The 18,070-nt window shown below is 64.4% G+C and carries 13 protein-coding genes; 6 read left to right on the top strand and 7 right to left on the bottom strand.

Going from position 1 to position 18,070, the window contains the following annotated elements:
• Nucleotides 1–20 precede the first annotated feature (20 nt).
• The 6 genes from BM365_RS14415 to sucC all read right to left on the bottom strand — a co-directional run bounded on the left by BM365_RS14415 (nt 21) and on the right by sucC (nt 7,054).
• Nucleotides 21–2,570 carry a TonB-dependent receptor plug domain-containing protein gene (locus tag BM365_RS14415; RefSeq protein WP_093490210.1) on the bottom strand — a complete coding sequence of 850 codons (2,550 nt, stop codon included), beginning with the start codon at nt 2,568–2,570 and terminating at the stop codon, nt 21–23.
• 329 nt (nt 2,571–2,899) lie between these two features.
• A complete protein-coding gene (locus BM365_RS14410) occupies nt 2,900–3,799 on the bottom strand; it encodes a DUF4097 family beta strand repeat-containing protein (protein ID WP_093490209.1) in 900 nt (299 codons plus the stop codon).
• Nucleotides 3,800–3,809: 10 nt separating this feature from the next.
• Nucleotides 3,810–4,289 (bottom strand): hypothetical protein, encoded by a 480-nt coding sequence (locus BM365_RS14405; RefSeq protein WP_093490208.1) that lies wholly within the window; start codon nt 4,287–4,289, stop codon nt 3,810–3,812.
• On the bottom strand, nt 4,286–4,861 hold the full coding sequence (locus BM365_RS14400) for an RNA polymerase sigma factor (RefSeq protein ID WP_233210816.1): 576 nt from the start codon (nt 4,859–4,861) through the stop codon (nt 4,286–4,288). The genes BM365_RS14405 and BM365_RS14400 overlap by 4 nt, the downstream gene beginning before the upstream one ends.
• A gap of 117 nt (nt 4,862–4,978) precedes the next feature.
• Nucleotides 4,979–5,857, bottom strand: coding sequence for a succinate--CoA ligase subunit alpha (sucD, locus tag BM365_RS14395; RefSeq protein WP_056878046.1), 879 nt, complete (start codon nt 5,855–5,857; stop codon nt 4,979–4,981).
• Between the two features lie 27 nt (nt 5,858–5,884).
• The gene (gene sucC / locus BM365_RS14390; RefSeq protein ID WP_093490206.1) at nt 5,885–7,054 is read right to left on the bottom strand and encodes an ADP-forming succinate--CoA ligase subunit beta; all 1,170 of its coding nucleotides are present in this window, start codon (nt 7,052–7,054) and stop codon (nt 5,885–5,887) included.
• Nucleotides 7,055–7,254: 200 nt separating this feature from the next.
• On the opposite strand from sucC, the gene BM365_RS14385 reads away from it, so the two are divergent.
• Nucleotides 7,255–8,877, top strand: a complete 1,623-nt coding sequence (locus BM365_RS14385) for a sensor histidine kinase (protein WP_093490205.1) — start codon at nt 7,255–7,257, stop codon at nt 8,875–8,877.
• Between the two features lie 80 nt (nt 8,878–8,957).
• Entirely contained in the window at nt 8,958–10,358 is a 1,401-nt protein-coding gene (locus BM365_RS14380; protein ID WP_093490204.1) for a sigma-54-dependent transcriptional regulator, read from the top strand.
• Nucleotides 10,359–10,406: 48 nt separating this feature from the next.
• Here BM365_RS14380 and BM365_RS14375 read toward each other — a convergent pair whose 3' ends face one another.
• The gene (locus BM365_RS14375) at nt 10,407–13,445 is read right to left on the bottom strand and encodes a spermine/spermidine synthase domain-containing protein (protein ID WP_175502097.1); all 3,039 of its coding nucleotides are present in this window, start codon (nt 13,443–13,445) and stop codon (nt 10,407–10,409) included.
• Nucleotides 13,446–13,929: 484 nt separating this feature from the next.
• On the opposite strand from BM365_RS14375, the gene BM365_RS14370 reads away from it, so the two are divergent.
• The 4 genes from BM365_RS14370 (at nt 13,930) to BM365_RS14355 (ending at nt 18,034) form a co-directional block, all read left to right on the top strand.
• Nucleotides 13,930–14,340: a pilin gene (locus BM365_RS14370; RefSeq protein ID WP_093490202.1), complete on the top strand. Its 411-nt coding sequence runs from the start codon at nt 13,930–13,932 to the stop codon at nt 14,338–14,340.
• Nucleotides 14,341–14,409: 69 nt separating this feature from the next.
• Entirely contained in the window at nt 14,410–16,458 is a 2,049-nt protein-coding gene (locus BM365_RS14365; RefSeq protein ID WP_093490201.1) for a tetratricopeptide repeat protein, read from the top strand.
• Entirely contained in the window at nt 16,455–17,426 is a 972-nt protein-coding gene (locus tag BM365_RS14360; protein WP_093490200.1) for a glycosyltransferase family 2 protein, read from the top strand. Before BM365_RS14365 ends, BM365_RS14360 begins: the two co-directional genes overlap by 4 nt.
• Complete coding sequence (locus BM365_RS14355; protein WP_199186241.1) at nt 17,423–18,034, top strand: class I SAM-dependent methyltransferase; 612 nt, start codon at nt 17,423–17,425, stop codon at nt 18,032–18,034. Before BM365_RS14360 ends, BM365_RS14355 begins: the two co-directional genes overlap by 4 nt.
• The last annotated feature ends 36 nt before the right edge of the window (nt 18,035–18,070 follow it).

The raw sequence follows: 18,070 nt of genomic DNA, 5'->3' as shown, positions 1-18,070 counted from the left end.
AACACCGTACTACAGCTTTATCAGAACTGCTGCGTGTAGCGGATGTAGGTGGTGCGACCGTACGCATCGTACAGGTAGAAGTTCCACGGACGGCCGTCATAGGCGACCAGCTCCGGATAACGGTCACCGATGTTGGTGGCACCAACAGCGATGGTTGCGTTCCACGGGGCCTTCCAGGACAGCTGCAGATCGTTGGTCGCGTAGCCGCCGACGCCGAAGCCGCCGGGGGTCTGCTGACCGTCGATGTAGTTGATGCCCCAGATCGCGCTGAAGTCACCCAGCGACCACTCGTTCTGCAGGTTGGCGCGCAGGTCCGGCGTACCGAGGCGGCCGGCGTAGTCGATCGTGCCGCTGACGTCGGTGATCTCGTACTTGTTGATGTACGAAACCGACAGGCGGTTCTTCAGCTTGCCGGCGCCACCGAAGTCGAAATCGGTGTTAGCGCGGAAGTCGTAACCGTCGGTCTTCAGCGTACCCACGTTGCCGTAACCCGCGATGATCTCCAGCACGCGACCGGTGACCGGGTCACGCGTGATGCTCAGGCCGGCCGGGATGGCGCCGTAGGTGTCCGGATCCAGATCGCTGTTGATGATGTCCTGCGCCGAGATCTGCGAGATGTTGTCCTCGACCTCGATGTTGTAGTAGTCCAGCGACAGGTCCAGCCAGTCGACCGGGTCATACACCACGCCCAGGCTCCACTGCGTGGACTGCTCGGACGACAGGCCCGGGTTGGCGATGAAGAACGTGTCGACCTGCACGGACTGCGGGACGCCACCGCCGTTGGTGCAGTCGGCGTTCAGGCCGGCGAACACGCAGCTGGCGGGATCTTGCACCGGCTCGGCCGAGAACGAACGGGCGGCGGTCAGGATATCCAGACCCGGGGCGCGGAAGCCCTGGCCGTACGAACCACGGAAGGTCAGGTTATCCAGCGGCTGCCAGCGCGCAGCGACCTTCGGCGAGAAATCGTTGCCGTAGTCGCTGTACTTGTCGTAGCGACCGGCGACGGTCACGTCGAACGAGCTGGTGAACGGGAACAGCCACTCGAAGTAAGCCGAGGAGACTTCGCGGCCACCGGCCGACGAACCACCCGACGAACCCAGCACCACGCCAGCGCGCGACAGCGAGTCGTAGATGTCCTGGTACTGCTCTTCGCGGTATTCGGCACCGACGATGGCGTTGGAGATGCCGCCGCCCATTTCGAACAGGTCGAACGAGACGTTACCGAACCATTCCTTCGTCTTGAAGAAGGAGTCGCGGCCGATCGTGGCGGTGAACGAGTCCAGCGTCTGCTGGCTGGCACCGAAGGGGTCGGTCAGCAGGTAGTTACCGGCGTCGATCTGCTGGTTGGCCAGGCTCTGGATGATGTAGCCGTAACCCAGTTCGTTGTACTTGTAGTTGGTGCGACGGGCACCGAACTCGACGGCGATCTTGTCGGTCAGCTGGCCCTGGAAGCCCACCAGGAAGTCCGCGTTGTTGGCGGTGGTGAAGTTGTCGCGGTTACCGGCCGCAGCGAAGCGGTGGTAGTAGTAGGTCGGACGACCATCGCCCACCCACAGGTCCTGCGAGGTGCCTTCCGACGCCCACACCAGACCCGGGACCGGCGCATAACGGCCGAACGACTCGACGCGGGTGTTGGTGGCGCTGAGGTAGACGTTCCAGTCGTCGTTGATCTGGTACTCGCCGAAGGCGAAGACCGAGGTGTTGTCCACCGAGGCTTCGTTGGCGGCGACCGAGTTGAAGTCGAACGAGCAACGGCCGTTCGGCTGCGCCCAGAACGTGCCGGTGCAGTCGAAGCCCGGAACGGCGCCGACGGTGCGGGTGTTCGGGTTGTAGACGTTGTTGCCGTAGATGGAGACGCCGAGCGTCTGGCCACCGATCTGGTCACGCGTGAAGACCATGCCGCGGCTGGACTTGGACGCGCCGCCGACCAGGCGACCACGGTCGCTGGACACACCGAACACGGCGGAGGCGTCTTCCAGATCACCACCGGTGACCTTGGTCTGGCCCTTGCCGTAACGCAGCTCGGCGCCGTTGAAGTCCTTGCGCAGGATGATGTTGACCACGCCGCCGATCGCGTCGGAGCCGTACACGGCCGAGGCGCCGTCGGACAGGATTTCGATGCGCTCAACAGCAGCCAGCGGGATGGCGTTGACGTCCGTACCGGACGAAGCCGACATCGGGTTGGTCGGGGCACGGCGGCCGTCGATCAGCACCAGCGTACGGCCCGAACCCAGACCACGCAGGTCGATGCTCGCCAGCGACTGAGCGGAGCTGCCCGACTGCGGCTTGAAGTTACCGAACGAAGCGAAGGTGCTGTCACGCAGCACGTCGGCCACGGACACGTCGCCGGAAGCGTCGATGCTGGCGCGGTCGATCACGATGACCGGCACAGCGCCTTCGATGTCGGCGCGCTTCAGGCGGGAGCCGGTGACCTCGATGCGATCCAGGGTCTTGGCTTCGGTATCGCTGCTGGCAGCTTCCTGGGCGAACGCATTGCCCGTAGCCAGCGAGGCGGCGCTGGCGAACAACGCAAACTTGATCGCGTTGGGCAGCTTCTTGAGGTTAGTCATTAGAGGCTCTCTCTCCAAATGTTCATCAGTAAAGCCAAAGCCTCGCGGCCCAGGCCAATGGTTCAGACGCATGAATGACAGCGACTGGTGTCCGAAGGATAACGTAAATTTTACGGCGATGAAAAGAACCCGCTGATTTTCTGAGAAAAAAGCGTTTTTTCTTGCCATATCAGTTACTTGCGAAACAGTTTCGAGTGCAACGAAAGTGGAGCTGACATGCCGCACGTCGGGCGGATCCCATTTGCGAGGCGAGGACGCCTATTCATAAAACGCAACGGGGCCGCGATGCGGTGTCGCGGCCCCGTCAGATTCCGATGACGTTCTGAGTGTTACTCGACTCGCACTTCGGCGCTGCCGGAGAACGTCTCCACACTCACGCGCGCGCTCCCATCGCCGTAGCGCGTCGTGAAGCTCGATCCGGGCCCACGACGCTTTTCGATGGTCACACCTGTCGCCTTGAGCGAGCCGCTGAAACTCTCTCCGCTCACCTGCGCGGACACGTTCTTCGGCAGGCGAAGGATCAGGTCGCCACTGACGGATTCCATGCTGATCTCGCCTGCAGGCGCCACGTCGGTGCTGACCTCCACGCGACCACTGACCGTGCTTGCGCCCAAGTCGCGGACTTTCTCGCCGTTGACGATCACTTCGATACGTCCGGACACCGTCTCTGCGTCGATCTCGCCGGCAAGGCGGCCACGCAGCAAGATCGAACCGCTCACGGTGGCGACATCGACATCGTCGCTGTTGAGCGTCAGGGTGGCATTGCCGCTTACGGTCTCAACGTCGGCCTTTCGCGGGGCGGCGGCGGCCACGACGTTGCCGCTCACCGTGCTGATGGACAGCTCGCTGGACGCCAGTCCGGTTACATGCACATCGGCGGCCACAGACTCGACATCCAGATCGGCACGCAGCGGCACCATCACCACCAGATCGGTCGGACCGGTCTTTTCGCCGCCCCAGCCGTTGTTCTTCGGGTAGCGCACCTCGATGCTGACCTGCGGGCCAGAACCGTCGATGTCCAATTTCTCCACGCCCTTGCCGAGCGTGCCGGTAACCTGCACTTCGTTGCGCTCCCAGCCGCGCACTTCGATGCGGCCCTTGAGGTTGCTGATGTCCACGCGGCCGCGCGCATCCAACGGGCGGGTCTCGTTGATGGCGGTCTGGGCGAGTGCCGTGGGCGCAACCAGCGCCATCGCCAGCAGCAGGGAGAAGGAAAGTGTCGTACGCATGGGGAACTCCTCAGGTCATGGCCGCGCGCTGGGTCAACACCAGGCGACGGGCGTAGGTACGGCGCAGTTGGTCAAGCAGGAAGCGCGCGTTGGGATCGGTGGCGATGGCATGGCGGATCTCGGCCGCGCTCTCATCCAGCGCATGCAGCGCCGGGGCATACTCGGGCGAACCCTTGGCCTGCACATCCAACTGCGCGAGCGCGCCGGTGTAGTCGCGGGTCAGGGCGGCAGCCTCGCGCTGGATCACCGCATCGCCGGTAGGCGTACGCTGCAGCTGCCACGTCACGGTAACGGCCAACAGCACTGAGGCGGCCAGCGCGAACGGTGCCAGCGCCCGTCGCTTCGGTGCGGCGGCGTGCTGGGGTGCCGATGCCAGTCGCGCGGCGATGTCGGGCCACAGGTCGCGCGTTGGCGGCGTGTCCTGGCGCAGCGCGCGCAATTGCCAGCGCAATGCGTCATCGGACGGCGAAGTGGGATCGTGGGGATTCATGCGTGTACTCCTAAGCGCTCGCGCAGCAAGTGCCGCGCACGGTGCAACTGGGCCTTCGAACTGCCTACCGCCATGCCCAGCTCGGCGGCGATCTCTTCGTGCTTCCAGCCTTCGACGTCGTACAGGACCAGGACTGCGCGGGCGCGCGGCGGCAGGGTGGCGACGGCCCGCTCCAGGTCCATCGACAGGGCCGTGGTCTGCCCCGCACTGTCGGCCAGGCCCAGTCCCTCGATGGCGTCCTCGTCCTCGTCGAAGCGGGGACCGTTGCGGCGGCTGCGCAACTCCATCAGCGCGGTATTCACGGCCAGCCGATGCAGCCAGGTGCCAAAGGCGCTTTCGAACCGGAAGGCCGGCAGCGCCTGCCACGCTCGCACGAAAGCTTCCTGGGTCAGGTCCTCCGCACGGACGCCGTGGAAGCCCACCAGACGTTGGATGACGCCGTGCACGCGTCCGGCGTGGCGACGATAGAGCGCCTCGAAGGCTTGGGTGTCGCCGCCCGCGGCAGACCGCGCTAACGCGATGTCCACGGCGGCGGCCGCATCCGGCGAGGGGCTGTCGGCGATGGGTTCCATGACGGTTGCATTCAGCATACTGACTACGATGCCCGTTCGTGCGGGAAGGTTTAAGGAGCCGGAAAACGCAGAAAGCCGCCCGGAGGCGGCTTTCTGCGAGGCCGGTGGCGGCTGGCCTTACTTCTTCAGGCGGGCCGCGATGGCCGCACCCAGGTCGCCCGGCGAACGCACCGTGGTGACGCCGGCGGCTTCCATGGCGGCGAACTTGCCTTCCGCCGTGCCCTTGCCGCCGCTGGCGATCGCACCGGCATGGCCCATGCGCTTGCCGGCCGGGGCCGACGCGCCGGCAATGAAGCCCACGACCGGCTTCTTGACGAACTGCTTGATGTACTCGGCGCCGGCTTCCTCGGCGTCGCCGCCGATCTCGCCGACCATGATGATGCCTTCGGTCTGCGGGTCTTCGTTGAACAGCTTCAGGCAGTCGACGAAGTTCAGGCCGTTGATCGGGTCGCCGCCGATGCCGATGCAGGTCGACTGGCCCAGGCCCACTTCGGTGGTCTGCTTGACCGCTTCATAGGTCAGCGTGCCCGAGCGCGAGACGATGCCGATCTTGCCGGGCATGTGGATGTGGCCCGGCATGATGCCGATCTTGCACTCGCCCGGCGTGATCACGCCCGGGCAGTTCGGGCCGACCAGCACCGTGTCCGGATGGGCACGCGTCAGCACGTTCTTGACCCGCAGCATGTCCAGCACCGGGATGCCTTCGGTGATGCAGACGATGACCTTGATGCCGGCCGCAGCCGCTTCGAGGATGGCGTCGGCCGCGAACGGCGGCGGCACGTAGATGACGGACGCATCGGCGCCGGTGCTCTTGACGGCATCGGCGACGGTGTCGAACACCGGCAGGTCGATGTGGGTCGTGCCGCCCTTGCCCGGGGTCACGCCGCCGACCACCTGGGTGCCGTACTCGATCATCTGGGTGGCGTGGAAGGTGCCCTGCTGGCCGGTGAAGCCCTGCACGATCACCTTCGTGTTCTTGTTGATCAAAACGCTCATGGAAGATTCCTGGTTCGGTGACGTGGATTAGGCGGCGGCCTTGACCGCTTCAACGACCTTCTTGGCGCCGTCGTTGATGTTGTCGGCCGGGATGATGGCCATGCCGCTGTCGCGCAGCAGCTGCTTGCCTTCTTCCACGTTCGTGCCTTCCAGGCGGACCACGACGGGCACCTTGACGCCCACTTCCTTCACCGCAGCGATGATGCCCTCGGCGATCATGTCGCAGCGGACGATGCCGCCGAAGATGTTCACGAAGATGCCCTCGACCTTGTCGGAAGACAGGATCAGCTTGAACGCCTCGATCACGCGCTGCTTGTTGGCGCCGCCGCCGACGTCGAGGAAGTTCGCCGGCTCGCCGCCGTTGAGCTTGATGACGTCCATGGTGGCCATCGCCAGGCCGGCGCCGTTGACCATGCAGCCGATGTTGCCGTCCATGGTCACGTAGTTGATGTCCATCTCCGAGGCCAGCACTTCGGTCTCGTCTTCCTGGCTCTTGTCGCGCATGGCGACCAGGTCCTTGTGGCGGAAGCTGGCGTTGTCGTCGCTGTTGAACTTGCCGTCCAGCGCGTACAGGTTGCCGTCGTCCAGGATCGCCAGCGGGTTGATCTCGACCAGCGCCAGGTCCTTCTCGTTGAAGATGCGGTACAGGTTCACCATGATGTTGGCGAACTGGCCGGCCTGCTTGGCGGTCAGGCCCATCTTGAAGCCGAACTCGCGGCCCTGGTACGGCTGCACACCTTCGACGAAGTCGACATTGAGGCTGTGGATCTTGTCCGGCGTCTCGGCCGCGACCTGCTCGATCTCCACGCCGCCCTCGGACGAGGCGATGTAGGTGATGGTGCGGGTGCCGCGGTCCACCAGGACCGACAGGTACAGCTCTTTGACGATCTCGCCGGCGGTGGTCACCAGCACCAGATTGACCGGCAGCTCGACGCCGGCGGTCTGGTAGGTGGCCATCTTCGTGCCGAGCATCTTGGCGGCAGCCGCCTTCACATCGTCGGTGGTCTTGCAGAACTTGACGCCGCCGGCCTTGCCGCGGCCGCCTGCGTGGATCTGGGCCTTGACCATCCAGGGGCCATTGCCGAGGGACGTGGCGGCTGCGACCGCTTCGTCCGCCGTGGAGGCGACTTTACCGGCCGGGACCGGGATGCCGTACTCGGCCAGCAGCTGCTTGGCCTGATATTCGTGGAAATTCATGCGTCACCGTGGGTAGGGAACAGAAGACATCGCCCACGGCCAGTGCCAGGGGCAGTGTCGTGGGCAAGCCCCCTATTGTCGCCGACCGGGGCGGGGGGCGCAAAACCTCGGGTCTAAGCCTTTGGTGGAAAAGGACTCGCTGGGCCATGCGGGGGCCGTCATGCCTATACTGTGGGCCTCGCTACAGGGGAAGTACGCGTTTGCGCCAGGCCCAGTCGCTCCTGTCCCGCATCGAATCGGTACCGCGCCGCGAGCTGTATTTCTTCGCGCTGTACCGGCTTCTGGAAGCGGGAATTCTGGCTGCACTGTTGTTCAGCCCCCTCGGCGAAGTGCTGGGCCAGCCCAGGCACGCCGAGCTCGGCACCGCCGTCACCATCGGCTACCTGGTCCTTGCCCTCGTCCTGTTCTTCGTGGGCCGCAACGTCGGCTGGTTGACGTGGATCGTCTTTGCGAGCGTCTGCATCGATGTCGCGGCCGCCGCCCTGGCGACCCATGCCCTGCCCGGCGCCACCGCCGGCATCGCGATGATGCTGCTGTTCAACGTATCGGCGGCAGCCCTGCTCCTACCCTCCACGCGGATGGCATTGCTGGTGGCGCTGATCGCGATCGCGGCGCTGTTCGGCGAGTACTTCTTCACCCTGTCCCACGACAGCACGACGAGCCGCTCGGTGGCCGAGGTCATCATGTTCGCGGTCAGTTATCTGGCGCTGGCCTACCTGGCCCATCAGGCCGGCCAGAAAGCGCGGACGAGCCAGGCATTGGCGGACAAGCGCGGCGAGGAAGTCGCCAACCTGTTCGAAGTCAACGAACTCATCATCCGGCGCATGCGCACCGGCGTGCTGGTGGTCGATGCCGACAACCACATCAAGCTGGCCAACGAAGCCGCGAGCTTGCTGCTGGGCGATGGAGCCGATGGCCAGGGCACGGACGGGAAAGGCGTTTCGCTGCTGCACGCCGCGCCCGAGCTTGCCCGTCGCCTGCAGCGCTGGCGCAATGGCTGGCAGACGGACGAATCGCCGATGCAACTATCGCCGGAGCAACCGGAGGTCCAGCCCCGATTCGCCCGCCTGCTGGCGGACAGCGAGACTTCACTGATCTTCCTGGACGATGCCACCGTAGTCTCCCGCCGCGCCGAGTCCCTGACCCTGGCGGCCCTCGGCCGCTTCTCGGCCAGCCTCGCGCACGAAATCCGCAACCCCCTAGCTGCGATCAACTATGCCGTGCAGCTGCTGGAGGAATCCCAGCAAGTCACCGACGGCGACCGTCGCCTGCTGCAGATCATTCACCAGCAATGCCAGCGCACCAACGGCATCGTCGAAAGCGTGCTGGGCCTGGCCCGCCGGGAACGCGCGACGCCGGAGCACGTGGACCTCAACAGCTTCGTCCGCCGCTTCGTCGACGAGTACCAGCAGACCCTGTCGATCGAGACCGATACGCTGGAGCCCATCATCGGCGCCCGGCCGGTTCCCGCGCTGGTCGATCCCCGCCATCTGCAGCAGGTCGTCACCGTGCTGGTGCAGAACGCACTCAACTACGGCCGCCTGCCGGGCGAATCGGCGCGGGTGCGCCTGCGGGTGTTCAACGCGGAGGGTCGGCCGACCATCGACGTGATGGACCGCGGCCCGGGCATCCCGGAGGCGGTGGCCGCCCAGTTGTTCCGCCCTTTCTTCACCACCTCCGAGCACGGTACCGGGCTGGGCCTCTACATTGCGCGCGAACTGTGCCGTGCCAACCAAGCCACGCTGGAGTACGTACCCGTACCCGGCGGCGGCAGTTGCTTCCGCATCACCCTCCCAGGTCCGCACGCATTGTTGCCGGCCTGAGCGGGACGCCCCGCGGCGCTCGCCTATCATGATTAACATTCAGCCGTTACACTGGCCGTACAGGGGCATGAGGGGGATGCATGAATCAAAGCCGTAGCGCCCTGATCGTCGACGACGAACGCGATATTCGTGAGCTGCTGACGCTGACGCTGGGCCGCATGGGCCTGCGCATCGACACCGCAGCCAACGTGGGCGAAGCCCGCGAATTGCTGACCCGCAATACCTACGATCTCTGCTTCACCGACATGCGCCTGCCCGACGGCAACGGCATCGATCTGGTGGGCGAGATTTCGCGCAACTATCCGAATACGCCGGTGGCGATGATTACCGCCTTCGGCAATATCGAGCTGGCAGTCGAGGCCCTGAAAGCTGGCGCCTTCGACTTCGTCAGCAAGCCGGTCGACCTGGCCGTGCTGCGCGGCCTGGTGAAGCACGCACTGGAACTCAACAACGCCGAGCGCGCCCCGCCCCCGCCTCCCCCGCCGGAGCAGGCCAGCCGCTTGCTGGGCAACTCTGCCGCCATGGCGTCCCTGCGCGAAACGATCGGCAAGGTCGCCCGCAGCCAGGCGCCCGTCTACATCATGGGCGAGTCCGGCACCGGCAAGGAGCTCGTTGCCCGCACCATCCACGAGCAGGGCGCGCGCGCGTCGGGCCCGTTCGTGCCGGTGAACTGCGGCGCCATCCCCGCCGAGTTGATGGAAAGCGAGTTCTTCGGCCACAAGAAAGGCAGCTTCACCGGCGCGCATGCCGACAAGCAGGGCTTGTTCCAGGCGGCCAACGGCGGAACCCTCTTCCTCGACGAGGTCGCCGAACTGCCGCTGCCGATGCAGGTCAAGCTGCTGCGCGCGATCCAGGAGAAGGCCATCCGCCCGGTGGGTGCGTCCAGCGAAGTGCAGGTGGACGTCCGCATCCTGTCGGCCACCCACAAGGACCTCGGCGAGCTGGCGGCCGACGGTCGCTTCCGCCACGACCTGTACTACCGCATCAACGTGATCGAGTTGCGGGTGCCGCCGCTGCGTGAGCGCACCGGCGACCTGGCCCAGCTGACCAGCGCGATTCTCGAACGCCTGGCCAACCAGCATGGTCGGATGTCGCCCTCGGTATCGCCCGAGGCGATGGAGGCATTGGGCCGCTATGCCTTCCCCGGCAACGTGCGCGAGTTGGAGAACATCCTCGAGCGCGCCCTCGCCATGTCCGAAGGCCACAGCATCGAGATCGACGACCTGTACCTACCCCAGGCCCCGGCCGGCAAGAAGTTCGGCGTCGATTTCAGTCCCGGCGAAGTCATCCGCGACGCCCCCGGCGCCGTGGACGTAGACCCCGCCGCAGGCGCCCTGCCCGACTACATTGAGCAACTCGAACGCGCCGCCATCCAGAAGGCTCTGGAAGAAAACCGCTGGAACAAGACCAAGGCCGCCGCCCAGCTTGGCATTACCTTCCGGGCGCTGCGCTACAAGCTGAAGAAGCTGGGGATGGAGTAGGCGACCAGGCATCCCGGCCGGGATGCCTGGTTACGCTCTCGGTAAGCGTCAGCGCGCTGAGGATTGCCTCGCCGCACCGGTCGAAAGCGCGCGCTGCCACACATCAAGGTAACGACGCACGTACATCAGGCGCGGGGATGGCGGCAACGTTTCTTCGTACTGCTTGCTCAACGCGGTCGCCTGCGCGGCATCGCCTTGAGCCAAAGCGCCGAGCTGCGCAAGAACGAGCATCTGCTCCTTAAGGAAAGGGCTGACTTGCTCATCTGAATAAGTCAACACCTTGACCGCAGCGGGTAACACTCGCTCCCAATCACGTGCAGCGCCCGCCGCCAGCGCATCCAGCACATCGAGCACTGCCTGAGGCTGCCCCTCGCGGGCGATCCATGCGGGCGATATCCAGACGCCGACCTGCTCTTCCGCAGGCAGCTGCGCCAACGTGCCCTCGGCGATCGACGATGCGAGTCGCGTCCATAGCAGCAGATCCTGCTCCGGCACAGGCTGCGCAGACTGTTGCAGCAAAGCCATGGCCTGCGGCAGCAGGCTGGGGTCGTCACCGAACAATGCCGTCGCCGGCTTTCGCTGCAGCAACGTCTCGCGCACCGCTAGCGCGGCCCGCTTCGACTTTGCAAAGCGTGAGTGAACGTCGTACTGACTCAGGTCGGCGGATACCTCCCGCCTGCCATCCAGAACCTCCAGAACAGGCATGCCGCTATCTACAAGGTCCAGCAACGATAGTGCGGACTCCTGCTTGAAGCGACTCTTCGGCGCGTTCAACGACACGACCGGGAAGAAGTCCGAGTGAGGTCCCGCCCCCGCGACGCGCACAAAATTTGCCAGCACTTCCGGGCCGCCGATCCGCCGCATTGCGAACTCTTGCGGCGAGCGCAGACCCACACGCGGAAGCTCCTGCATCAACGGCCCCTGCATGATCGCCGACCAGTTGGGCTCTGAGGACTTGCCCGTGCGCGCCAGGATCAAGAAGTCGCCTGCGTTGGTGACATACAGATCGCTATCCGGAAACACCTGGACCAACGCGGCGATCATCGTACCCAGAAGCTCGTCGTTGAGCTCGTAGGCCTGCACCCATTGCACCAGCATGCCGTCCTGCTTCAGGTGACGACGAAGGAAGTCGTAGAACTCCACGGTGAACAGGCTTGCGACGCCACTGACCCACGGATTCGAAGGCTCGGACACGATGACGTCAAACTTCTTGTTGCCCATCGAGAAGTAAGTGCGCGCGTCGTCGATGTGGAGCTTCGAGCGCGGATCGTCGTACGCTCTAGCGACACGCGTTCCGAAATTGCGCGCCGCGTCGTGCATCGACTGCTCGATCTCGATCGTGTGGACTTCCTTCGGCACCGAGCTACCCAACAACGTATGCGTCGTCAGGCCCGATCCCCAGCCGATCACCGCGATCTCCTCGGGCTTGGGATGCATCACCAGCGGCAGCGCGCCGGCCATGATCATCGTGACCTCATCCGCGGTGGTCGCTCCCGCCATGTCCGGGATCAGAGAAGCATCGGGCTTGCCGTTCGTAGAGATGTTGACGATACCGTCCGGGCCCACGGAGCTCGAAACCGTGGCGGTCTTACCGTCATGCAAGTAGAGAATCTTCACTTGATCCGAAACCGTTGCGCGTGCGGTACGGAAAACACCGGCGACCAACGCACGTGGATCGTGCTGCCCCCATACCAGGGTGGCGCCGCCGACCACGAGCGTCGCGACACTCGCCAACACAAGGCCCAGCGAGCGGGGCTTGGGGCTGATCGCGTGCAACAGGTACAGGCCCAGCACCGCATCCGCAACACCCGCGAAAATGATCGATAGGCGAACGCCCATCAACGGGATCAGGACGTGCACCATCACCAGCACGCCGATGATGGCACCCAGCGTATTGGTCGCATACACGCGGCCGATCTGCTTCTCGCCACCCCCGCGCCGCAGGAGCGCCAGCGTGAAGAGCGGCAGCGTCATGCCAGCGAAGAAGGCGGCCGGGAACATCACCAGCAGCGAGATCAACGCGCTGCCAGCGCTGAACAAGGTGTATCCGTTGTCGGTCCGCGACAGCGACTGCATCATCCAGCCGACCCAATGGAACGACCGGCCCAGCACCACCACCGAGACGAACGCGGCCAGGCCCATGAAGACCTGCGCGTAGGCCGCGTAACGGATGGCGTCGACGATGCGCGCGGCGTTGCGGCGCACCCACAACCCGCCGAACGCCAGGCCGAGGATGAAGGCTGCCAGCATCAGTTCGAACGAATGGATCGTGGTGCCGAGCGCCTGATTCAGCAAGCGGACCCAGCCAATCTCGTAAATGAAGGACGTCGCCCCGGTGATAAAGGAAGCCACCAGCACCACGAGGGAGAGCCTGCGGATATCCACGCCACTCGCATCACCGCTGGCAATCGCCGGGGCGGCAGACTCAGCCGCCGGAGACTCCGCTTGTGGATCCGAATCCACCGATTTCCAAACCAACCAGGCGCCGAGACCCACAAGAATGTTCAGCAAACCCGCGGTCATCATGGTGCCCGGCATACCCAGGGCCGGCAGCAGCAGGAACGCTGTCGCAAGCGCACCCAGCGCCGCGCCAAGGCTATTGCTGAAATAGAGCCCACCGAGCACTTCGCCGGCATTGTTGGGCGCCAACCGCAGATAGCCCGCACTAAGAATGGGAAAGGTCATGCCGAGCAGAATGCATTGCGGCACCATCAGCAACGCGCCGCTGAGCCACTGGTACGCGTGACCCGCTACGGACGAAGACAGCGTCGGCAGTACCGTTTGTTGGGAAAAGTCGACGTACGCAACAAACAGTGGATGGAAGACCAATCCAATGAAGCCGATGATCAGCTCGATGATGCCGTAAGCGAGGATCAGGTTGCGCCAACCCGTACTGCGCCGACTGGCCAGCCAGGCACCCAGCGCCATGCCCCCCATAAAAATCCCGAGAACCAGCGTTTGGGCATACGCGGCATGGCCCAGGACCAACCCGAGGTAGTGAGACCAGATGGATTGGTAGATCAGCCCGGCGAAGCCGGACACGATGAACAGGCCGATCAGGGCACGGCCAAGCGCTGCGTTCCGCATATGAGTCCTAGAGACATTCCCCGCCGGCAGCATACTCAAGCCCGGTCACCACGTCACAGTGTCTACTCCGTCAACATCCACCGGGGCGTTCCCGGCATGAGGCCGGGTTGTGGCCTATCAACCCGAGTGACGCGGAACGTCACAAAGTGACAAAATTTTCCCGTGACGGGCTGCGCAGTTGGAACATCCCTGCAAGGAGGCGGCAAACACGCCGATTTCCAATCTGTGATCGCCCGCAGGAATGACCCACGGTCCGGATACACATCACCCCCAAATGATGCGATAGTCCGCCCCGACTTCGGCGTCTGGGTTCCATACCGGGGAAGGTTTGGGGGAACCGCTGGGGGCTCTGAAAGTTGGCACACATCCTGCTCCATATACCTAGCCACGTGCAGCCGTAAGCGCGGCGCCCACGGTCCAACGCTAGGGACACGGGGCTTGTGTGTCCCTACCAACCAAGCCAAATCCTGAAAGGGGAATTGTTATGAAGAAGAACATGCAGGGCTTCACCCTGATCGAATTGATGATCGTCATCGCCATCCTGGGCATCCTGCTGGCCATCGCCATCCCGGCCTATCAGGATTACCTGGCTCGCGCCCGCGCCGCCGAAGGCCTGAACATGGCCGCCCCGGCCAAGCTGGCCGTGTCTGAAGCCACCCTGGGTTCGGCCGACGGCAAGACCCTGCCGCCCACCTCGACCGCCGCTGGCTACACCGCTGCGACCTCGAAGTACGTGGCCAGCATCAAGATCGCCGCCGGCGTCATCACCGTGACCACGAAGAACACGGGCTGCGCCGCAGACCCGGTGTTCACCCTGACCCCGGCCACGGGTACCGGCAAGGTCAACTGGACCTGCACCTCGGGTTCGGCCTGCGCCCCGGCCTCCTGCCGCTAAGGCTGGTTGCACCGCGCTGTATCCAGGACCCCGGCGCAAGCCGGGGTTCCTGTTTCTGGGGCTGACATAATGCGCAGCCGCTCTTCCGGAACCGCCCGCTTGCCTTCGAATCCGGCTCTGCTCTCTGGCCCGCCGCGCGACACCGCCCGCTGGCGCTTTCGACTGGCAAGCCTGCTGACGGCCCTCCTCGCCGCCGCCATCTACTGGCCCGGCTTGGCAGGCGGATTCGTCTTCGATGACTTCAGCTTCATCGTGGCCAACAGGGACCTCCACGTCGAGCGCTGGGCGTTGGGCGACTGGGTACGGGCGGCGATGTCCTTCCCGTCCGCCCATCAGGGCCGCTGGCTGACCATGCTCAGCTTTGCCGCGAATCACATCGCCCATGGGCTGGATCCGTTCGGCTACAAGCTGGTTAACCTGGCCATTCATCTGCTCAATGGATGGCTGGTCTACAAGGTCTCGCGCGGATTGTTCGCTTTGTGGACCGCACAGCGCCCGGAACAGGCGCTCCCCGACGAAAGCCAGCGCTGGGTGGCTCTGCTGGTGGCCGCGCTTTGGCTGTGCCTACCGATCAACCTGACCGGCGTGCTGTATGTCTCGCAGCGCCTGGAATCGCTCTGCAATCTGTTCGTCCTCGCCGGCCTAGCCTGGTATCTACGCGAACGTATGAACCTGCTGCTCGGTCGCGGCAGCCCTCTTCGCCTCGCCGCGGCACTGATCGTCCCCACCCTCCTGGGCCTGCTTGCCAAAGAATCGGCGATCCTGCTTCCGCTCTATACCGCCTGCATCGAGATCGTGTTCTTCCAGGACCCGAGAAGCCGCCCCCTGAGGCGACCCATCGTGCAGCTCTATGCCGCGCTGTTGATGGTTCCCTTGTTTGTTGGAATGTATTGGCTGTCGACCTGGCTCGGCACCGAACAGAGCTATGCGCGCCCGTTCACCATCGCGGAACGCCTGCTGACCGAAAGCCGGGTAATGCTCCACTACATGCAGTGGACGCTCCTGCCCCAACCCAACGACCTGACCCTCTACCACGACGATGTATTGCTATCGAGGGGTTTGATGTCGCCGCCGTCGACATTGCTGGCTATCCTGGTCATCCTCGGCCTAGTGGTAGTTGCCGCGCTCCAGCGCCATCGGCGCCCAATGCTTAGCCTCGGCATCGCCTGGTTCTTCGGCGGGCACCTTCTGACCGGCACCATCATCCCGCTGGAGTTGGTGTTTGAGCATCGCAACTACTTCCCCGCGATGGGTCTGCTGCTGGCCTTGGTTCCGACGCTCTACGCGCAGTTCGTCTCGCGCCGGGGAGCGCTGATCGCCGCCGCACTGGTGATGTTGGGCTTCTACACGTTCTCGACGGCCTTGCGTTCTGTGGAGTGGGGCGATCCGAGCCGTCTGGGGTTGTCGGAAGCGCGCAAACGACCGGAATCCCCCCGCGCCCAGTACGAATTTGCCCACAATTATTTGACCCAGGCGGGTGAGGACAAAGCATCACCGCTACGGCGGGAAGCACGGCAGGCCCTGGAACGTTGCCGTCGAATGCCAACGGCCGATACGCAGTGCGATGCAGCCCTTATCCTGGATGCCAATAGGACCAACCAGGTGCCGGATCCCGACTGGTGGACCTCGTTGACCCACAAGCTTTCCACGCGCACGCCCAATGTCAGCGACTATTCTGCTGTGATGGTCCTGATGCAGTGCCAAATCGCAGGGCGCTGCTACTACCAGCCTGTCGAACTGGAAGCAGCGATCACCGTGGTGATGTCGCGCCCGCACCCCGGCCCGTTGTGGGTGGATCTTGCAGCACAGTTCGAAACCTTCTTGGCGCGGCGCCCGGAGCGGGCGCTCGCATTGTTCGCGGAAGTCGTGCGGCTGGAGCCAGGCAACACGATCACGCTGAGCAACCTGGTTCGCGCACAGATCCTCTTTGGGCGCCTGGACGATGCCGAGCGCGGCTTGGACGTGATCCGACGAGCCAACCGCGTGGGCGCGTACGATGACTTGGTATCGGGACTGGAAGGCGATCTGCAACGAGCGAGGCTTGGACAAGCCTCGCCAGCGACCTCTCCACCTGCATCATCGGCCACCACCGCGCCACAGGACGCTCCGGCTCCATGAAGATCGTCATCCAGATTCCCTGTTACAACGAGGCCGAATCGCTGCCCGTAACGCTGTCGCACCTCCCCAGAACGTTACCGGGATGCGACGAAGTCGAGTGGCTTGTTGTCGATGATGGGTCGGCCGACGACACCGCGCTCGTTGCCCAAGAGCGAGGCGCGCAGCACGTTGTCCGCCACCCGGTGAACCAGGGCCTCGCCGCCGCGTTCATGACCGGCTTGCAGGCGGCCATCGACCGGGGCGCGGACATCATTGTCAACACGGATGCGGACAACCAGTACGATGCCCGCGATATCGAAGCCTTGATTCGTCCAATCCTGGATGGCAAGGCCGAAATGGTCATCGGCGCGAGGCCAATCGCGGACACGGAGCACTTCTCCTGGATCAAGAAGAAGCTGCAGTCGCTGGGCAGCGCCGTCGTGCGACTGGCCAGTGGAACCTCGGTGCGCGACGCGCCCTCTGGATTTCGCGCGTTCACCCGCGATGTGGCGATGCGGCTGAATGTCTTCAGCTCCTACACCTACACCCTGGAAACCATCATCCAGGCTGGCCAAAGCAACATCCGCGTCGTCTCGATCCCGATCCGCACGAACCCGGATCTGCGGCCGTCCCGCCTCGTGAGGAGCATTTCCCGCTACGTCTGGCGCTCTGCCTCCACGATCGTCCGGATCTTCGCGACCTACCGGCCCCTCACATTCTTCTGGATGGCCTCGGGCGTCTTCTTCGCCGCGGGTCTCGGCATGGGCAGCTGGTACCTCTACTTCAAGTTCATCGGGGAAGGCGCAGGCCACGTGCAATCGGCGATTCTCGCCACCGCTTGCGTGATCATCGGCTTCCTGCTGGTCATGATGGGATTCATCGCCGACCTGATCGGCGTGAATCGCCGACTGCTCGAACGCATCGACTGGCGCCTGAAACGCCTGGAACAGCGCGCGGTGTCCAGCCCGTCGCAGGAGCGATCGCCGTGAACCTTCCGATCAGTCAGCCAGCCGGCAACCACTACGACAAATACGGTACCCGCAACCCGATTGCGCGACAGCTGATGCACGGCTTTCTGTCGGACTTTGATCGGCTGGCCGCACATGTCCCTGCAGGCGACGCGCTCGAAGTCGGTTGCGGCGAAGGGGAACTCTCGATCAGGCTCGCTCGCAAAGGACGCCGCGTAAAGGGGTGCGACATTGCGGGCGAGGTCGTCGACGAGGCACGTCGGCGCGCCGAACTGGCGGGCGTCGATATCAGTTTCCGCGTCGAGGGCATCCAGAGCCTGACCCCGGCGGATGCCTGCCCATTGGTCGTCTGCTGCGAAGTACTCGAGCATCTCGACGATCCCGAGGCCGGGCTGGACACGCTGGCCGAACTGGCATCCCCTTGGTTGCTGACCAGTGTGCCGCGCGAGCCGATATGGCGAGTGATGAACATGGCTCGAGGCAAGTATCTCGCCGACTGGGGGAACACCCCTGGACACCTCAATCACTGGAGCCGTAAGGGCTTTCTGAAGTTCCTCGGCAGACGCTTCGACATCGTGCAGGTTGCCTCGCCCTTGCCATGGACGATGGCGCTGTGCCGGAGCCGATGAGGCCCTGGAGAGCGTCTGCGGCGGCGGCTTACCGAT

This window comes from Pseudoxanthomonas sp. YR558 (genome assembly GCF_900116385.1).
GTDB lineage: Bacteria > Pseudomonadota > Gammaproteobacteria > Xanthomonadales > Xanthomonadaceae > Pseudoxanthomonas_A.
Note: the sequence above shows the minus strand (reverse complement) of the source record. Positions and strands in the feature narration are given on the sequence as shown.

Excerpts from the sequence above, each read along its gene's own strand:
- sucC (WP_093490206.1), bottom strand. The coding sequence starts at position 7,054 with ATGAATTTCCACGAATATCAGGCCAAGCAGCTGCTGGCCGAGTACGGC.
- BM365_RS14375 (WP_175502097.1), bottom strand. The coding sequence starts at position 13,445 with ATGCGGAACGCAGCGCTTGGCCGTGCCCTGATCGGCCTGTTCATCGTG.
- sucD (WP_056878046.1), bottom strand. The coding sequence starts at position 5,857 with ATGAGCGTTTTGATCAACAAGAACACGAAGGTGATCGTGCAGGGCTTC.
- BM365_RS14380 (WP_093490204.1), top strand. The coding sequence starts at position 8,958 with ATGAATCAAAGCCGTAGCGCCCTGATCGTCGACGACGAACGCGATATT.
- BM365_RS14400 (WP_233210816.1), bottom strand. The coding sequence starts at position 4,861 with ATGGAACCCATCGCCGACAGCCCCTCGCCGGATGCGGCCGCCGCCGTG.
- BM365_RS14370 (WP_093490202.1), top strand. The coding sequence starts at position 13,930 with ATGAAGAAGAACATGCAGGGCTTCACCCTGATCGAATTGATGATCGTC.
- BM365_RS14405 (WP_093490208.1), bottom strand. The coding sequence starts at position 4,289 with ATGAATCCCCACGATCCCACTTCGCCGTCCGATGACGCATTGCGCTGG.
- BM365_RS14410 (WP_093490209.1), bottom strand. The coding sequence starts at position 3,799 with ATGCGTACGACACTTTCCTTCTCCCTGCTGCTGGCGATGGCGCTGGTT.
- BM365_RS14415 (WP_093490210.1), bottom strand. The coding sequence starts at position 2,570 with ATGACTAACCTCAAGAAGCTGCCCAACGCGATCAAGTTTGCGTTGTTC.
- BM365_RS14365 (WP_093490201.1), top strand. The coding sequence starts at position 14,410 with ATGCGCAGCCGCTCTTCCGGAACCGCCCGCTTGCCTTCGAATCCGGCT.
- BM365_RS14360 (WP_093490200.1), top strand. The coding sequence starts at position 16,455 with ATGAAGATCGTCATCCAGATTCCCTGTTACAACGAGGCCGAATCGCTG.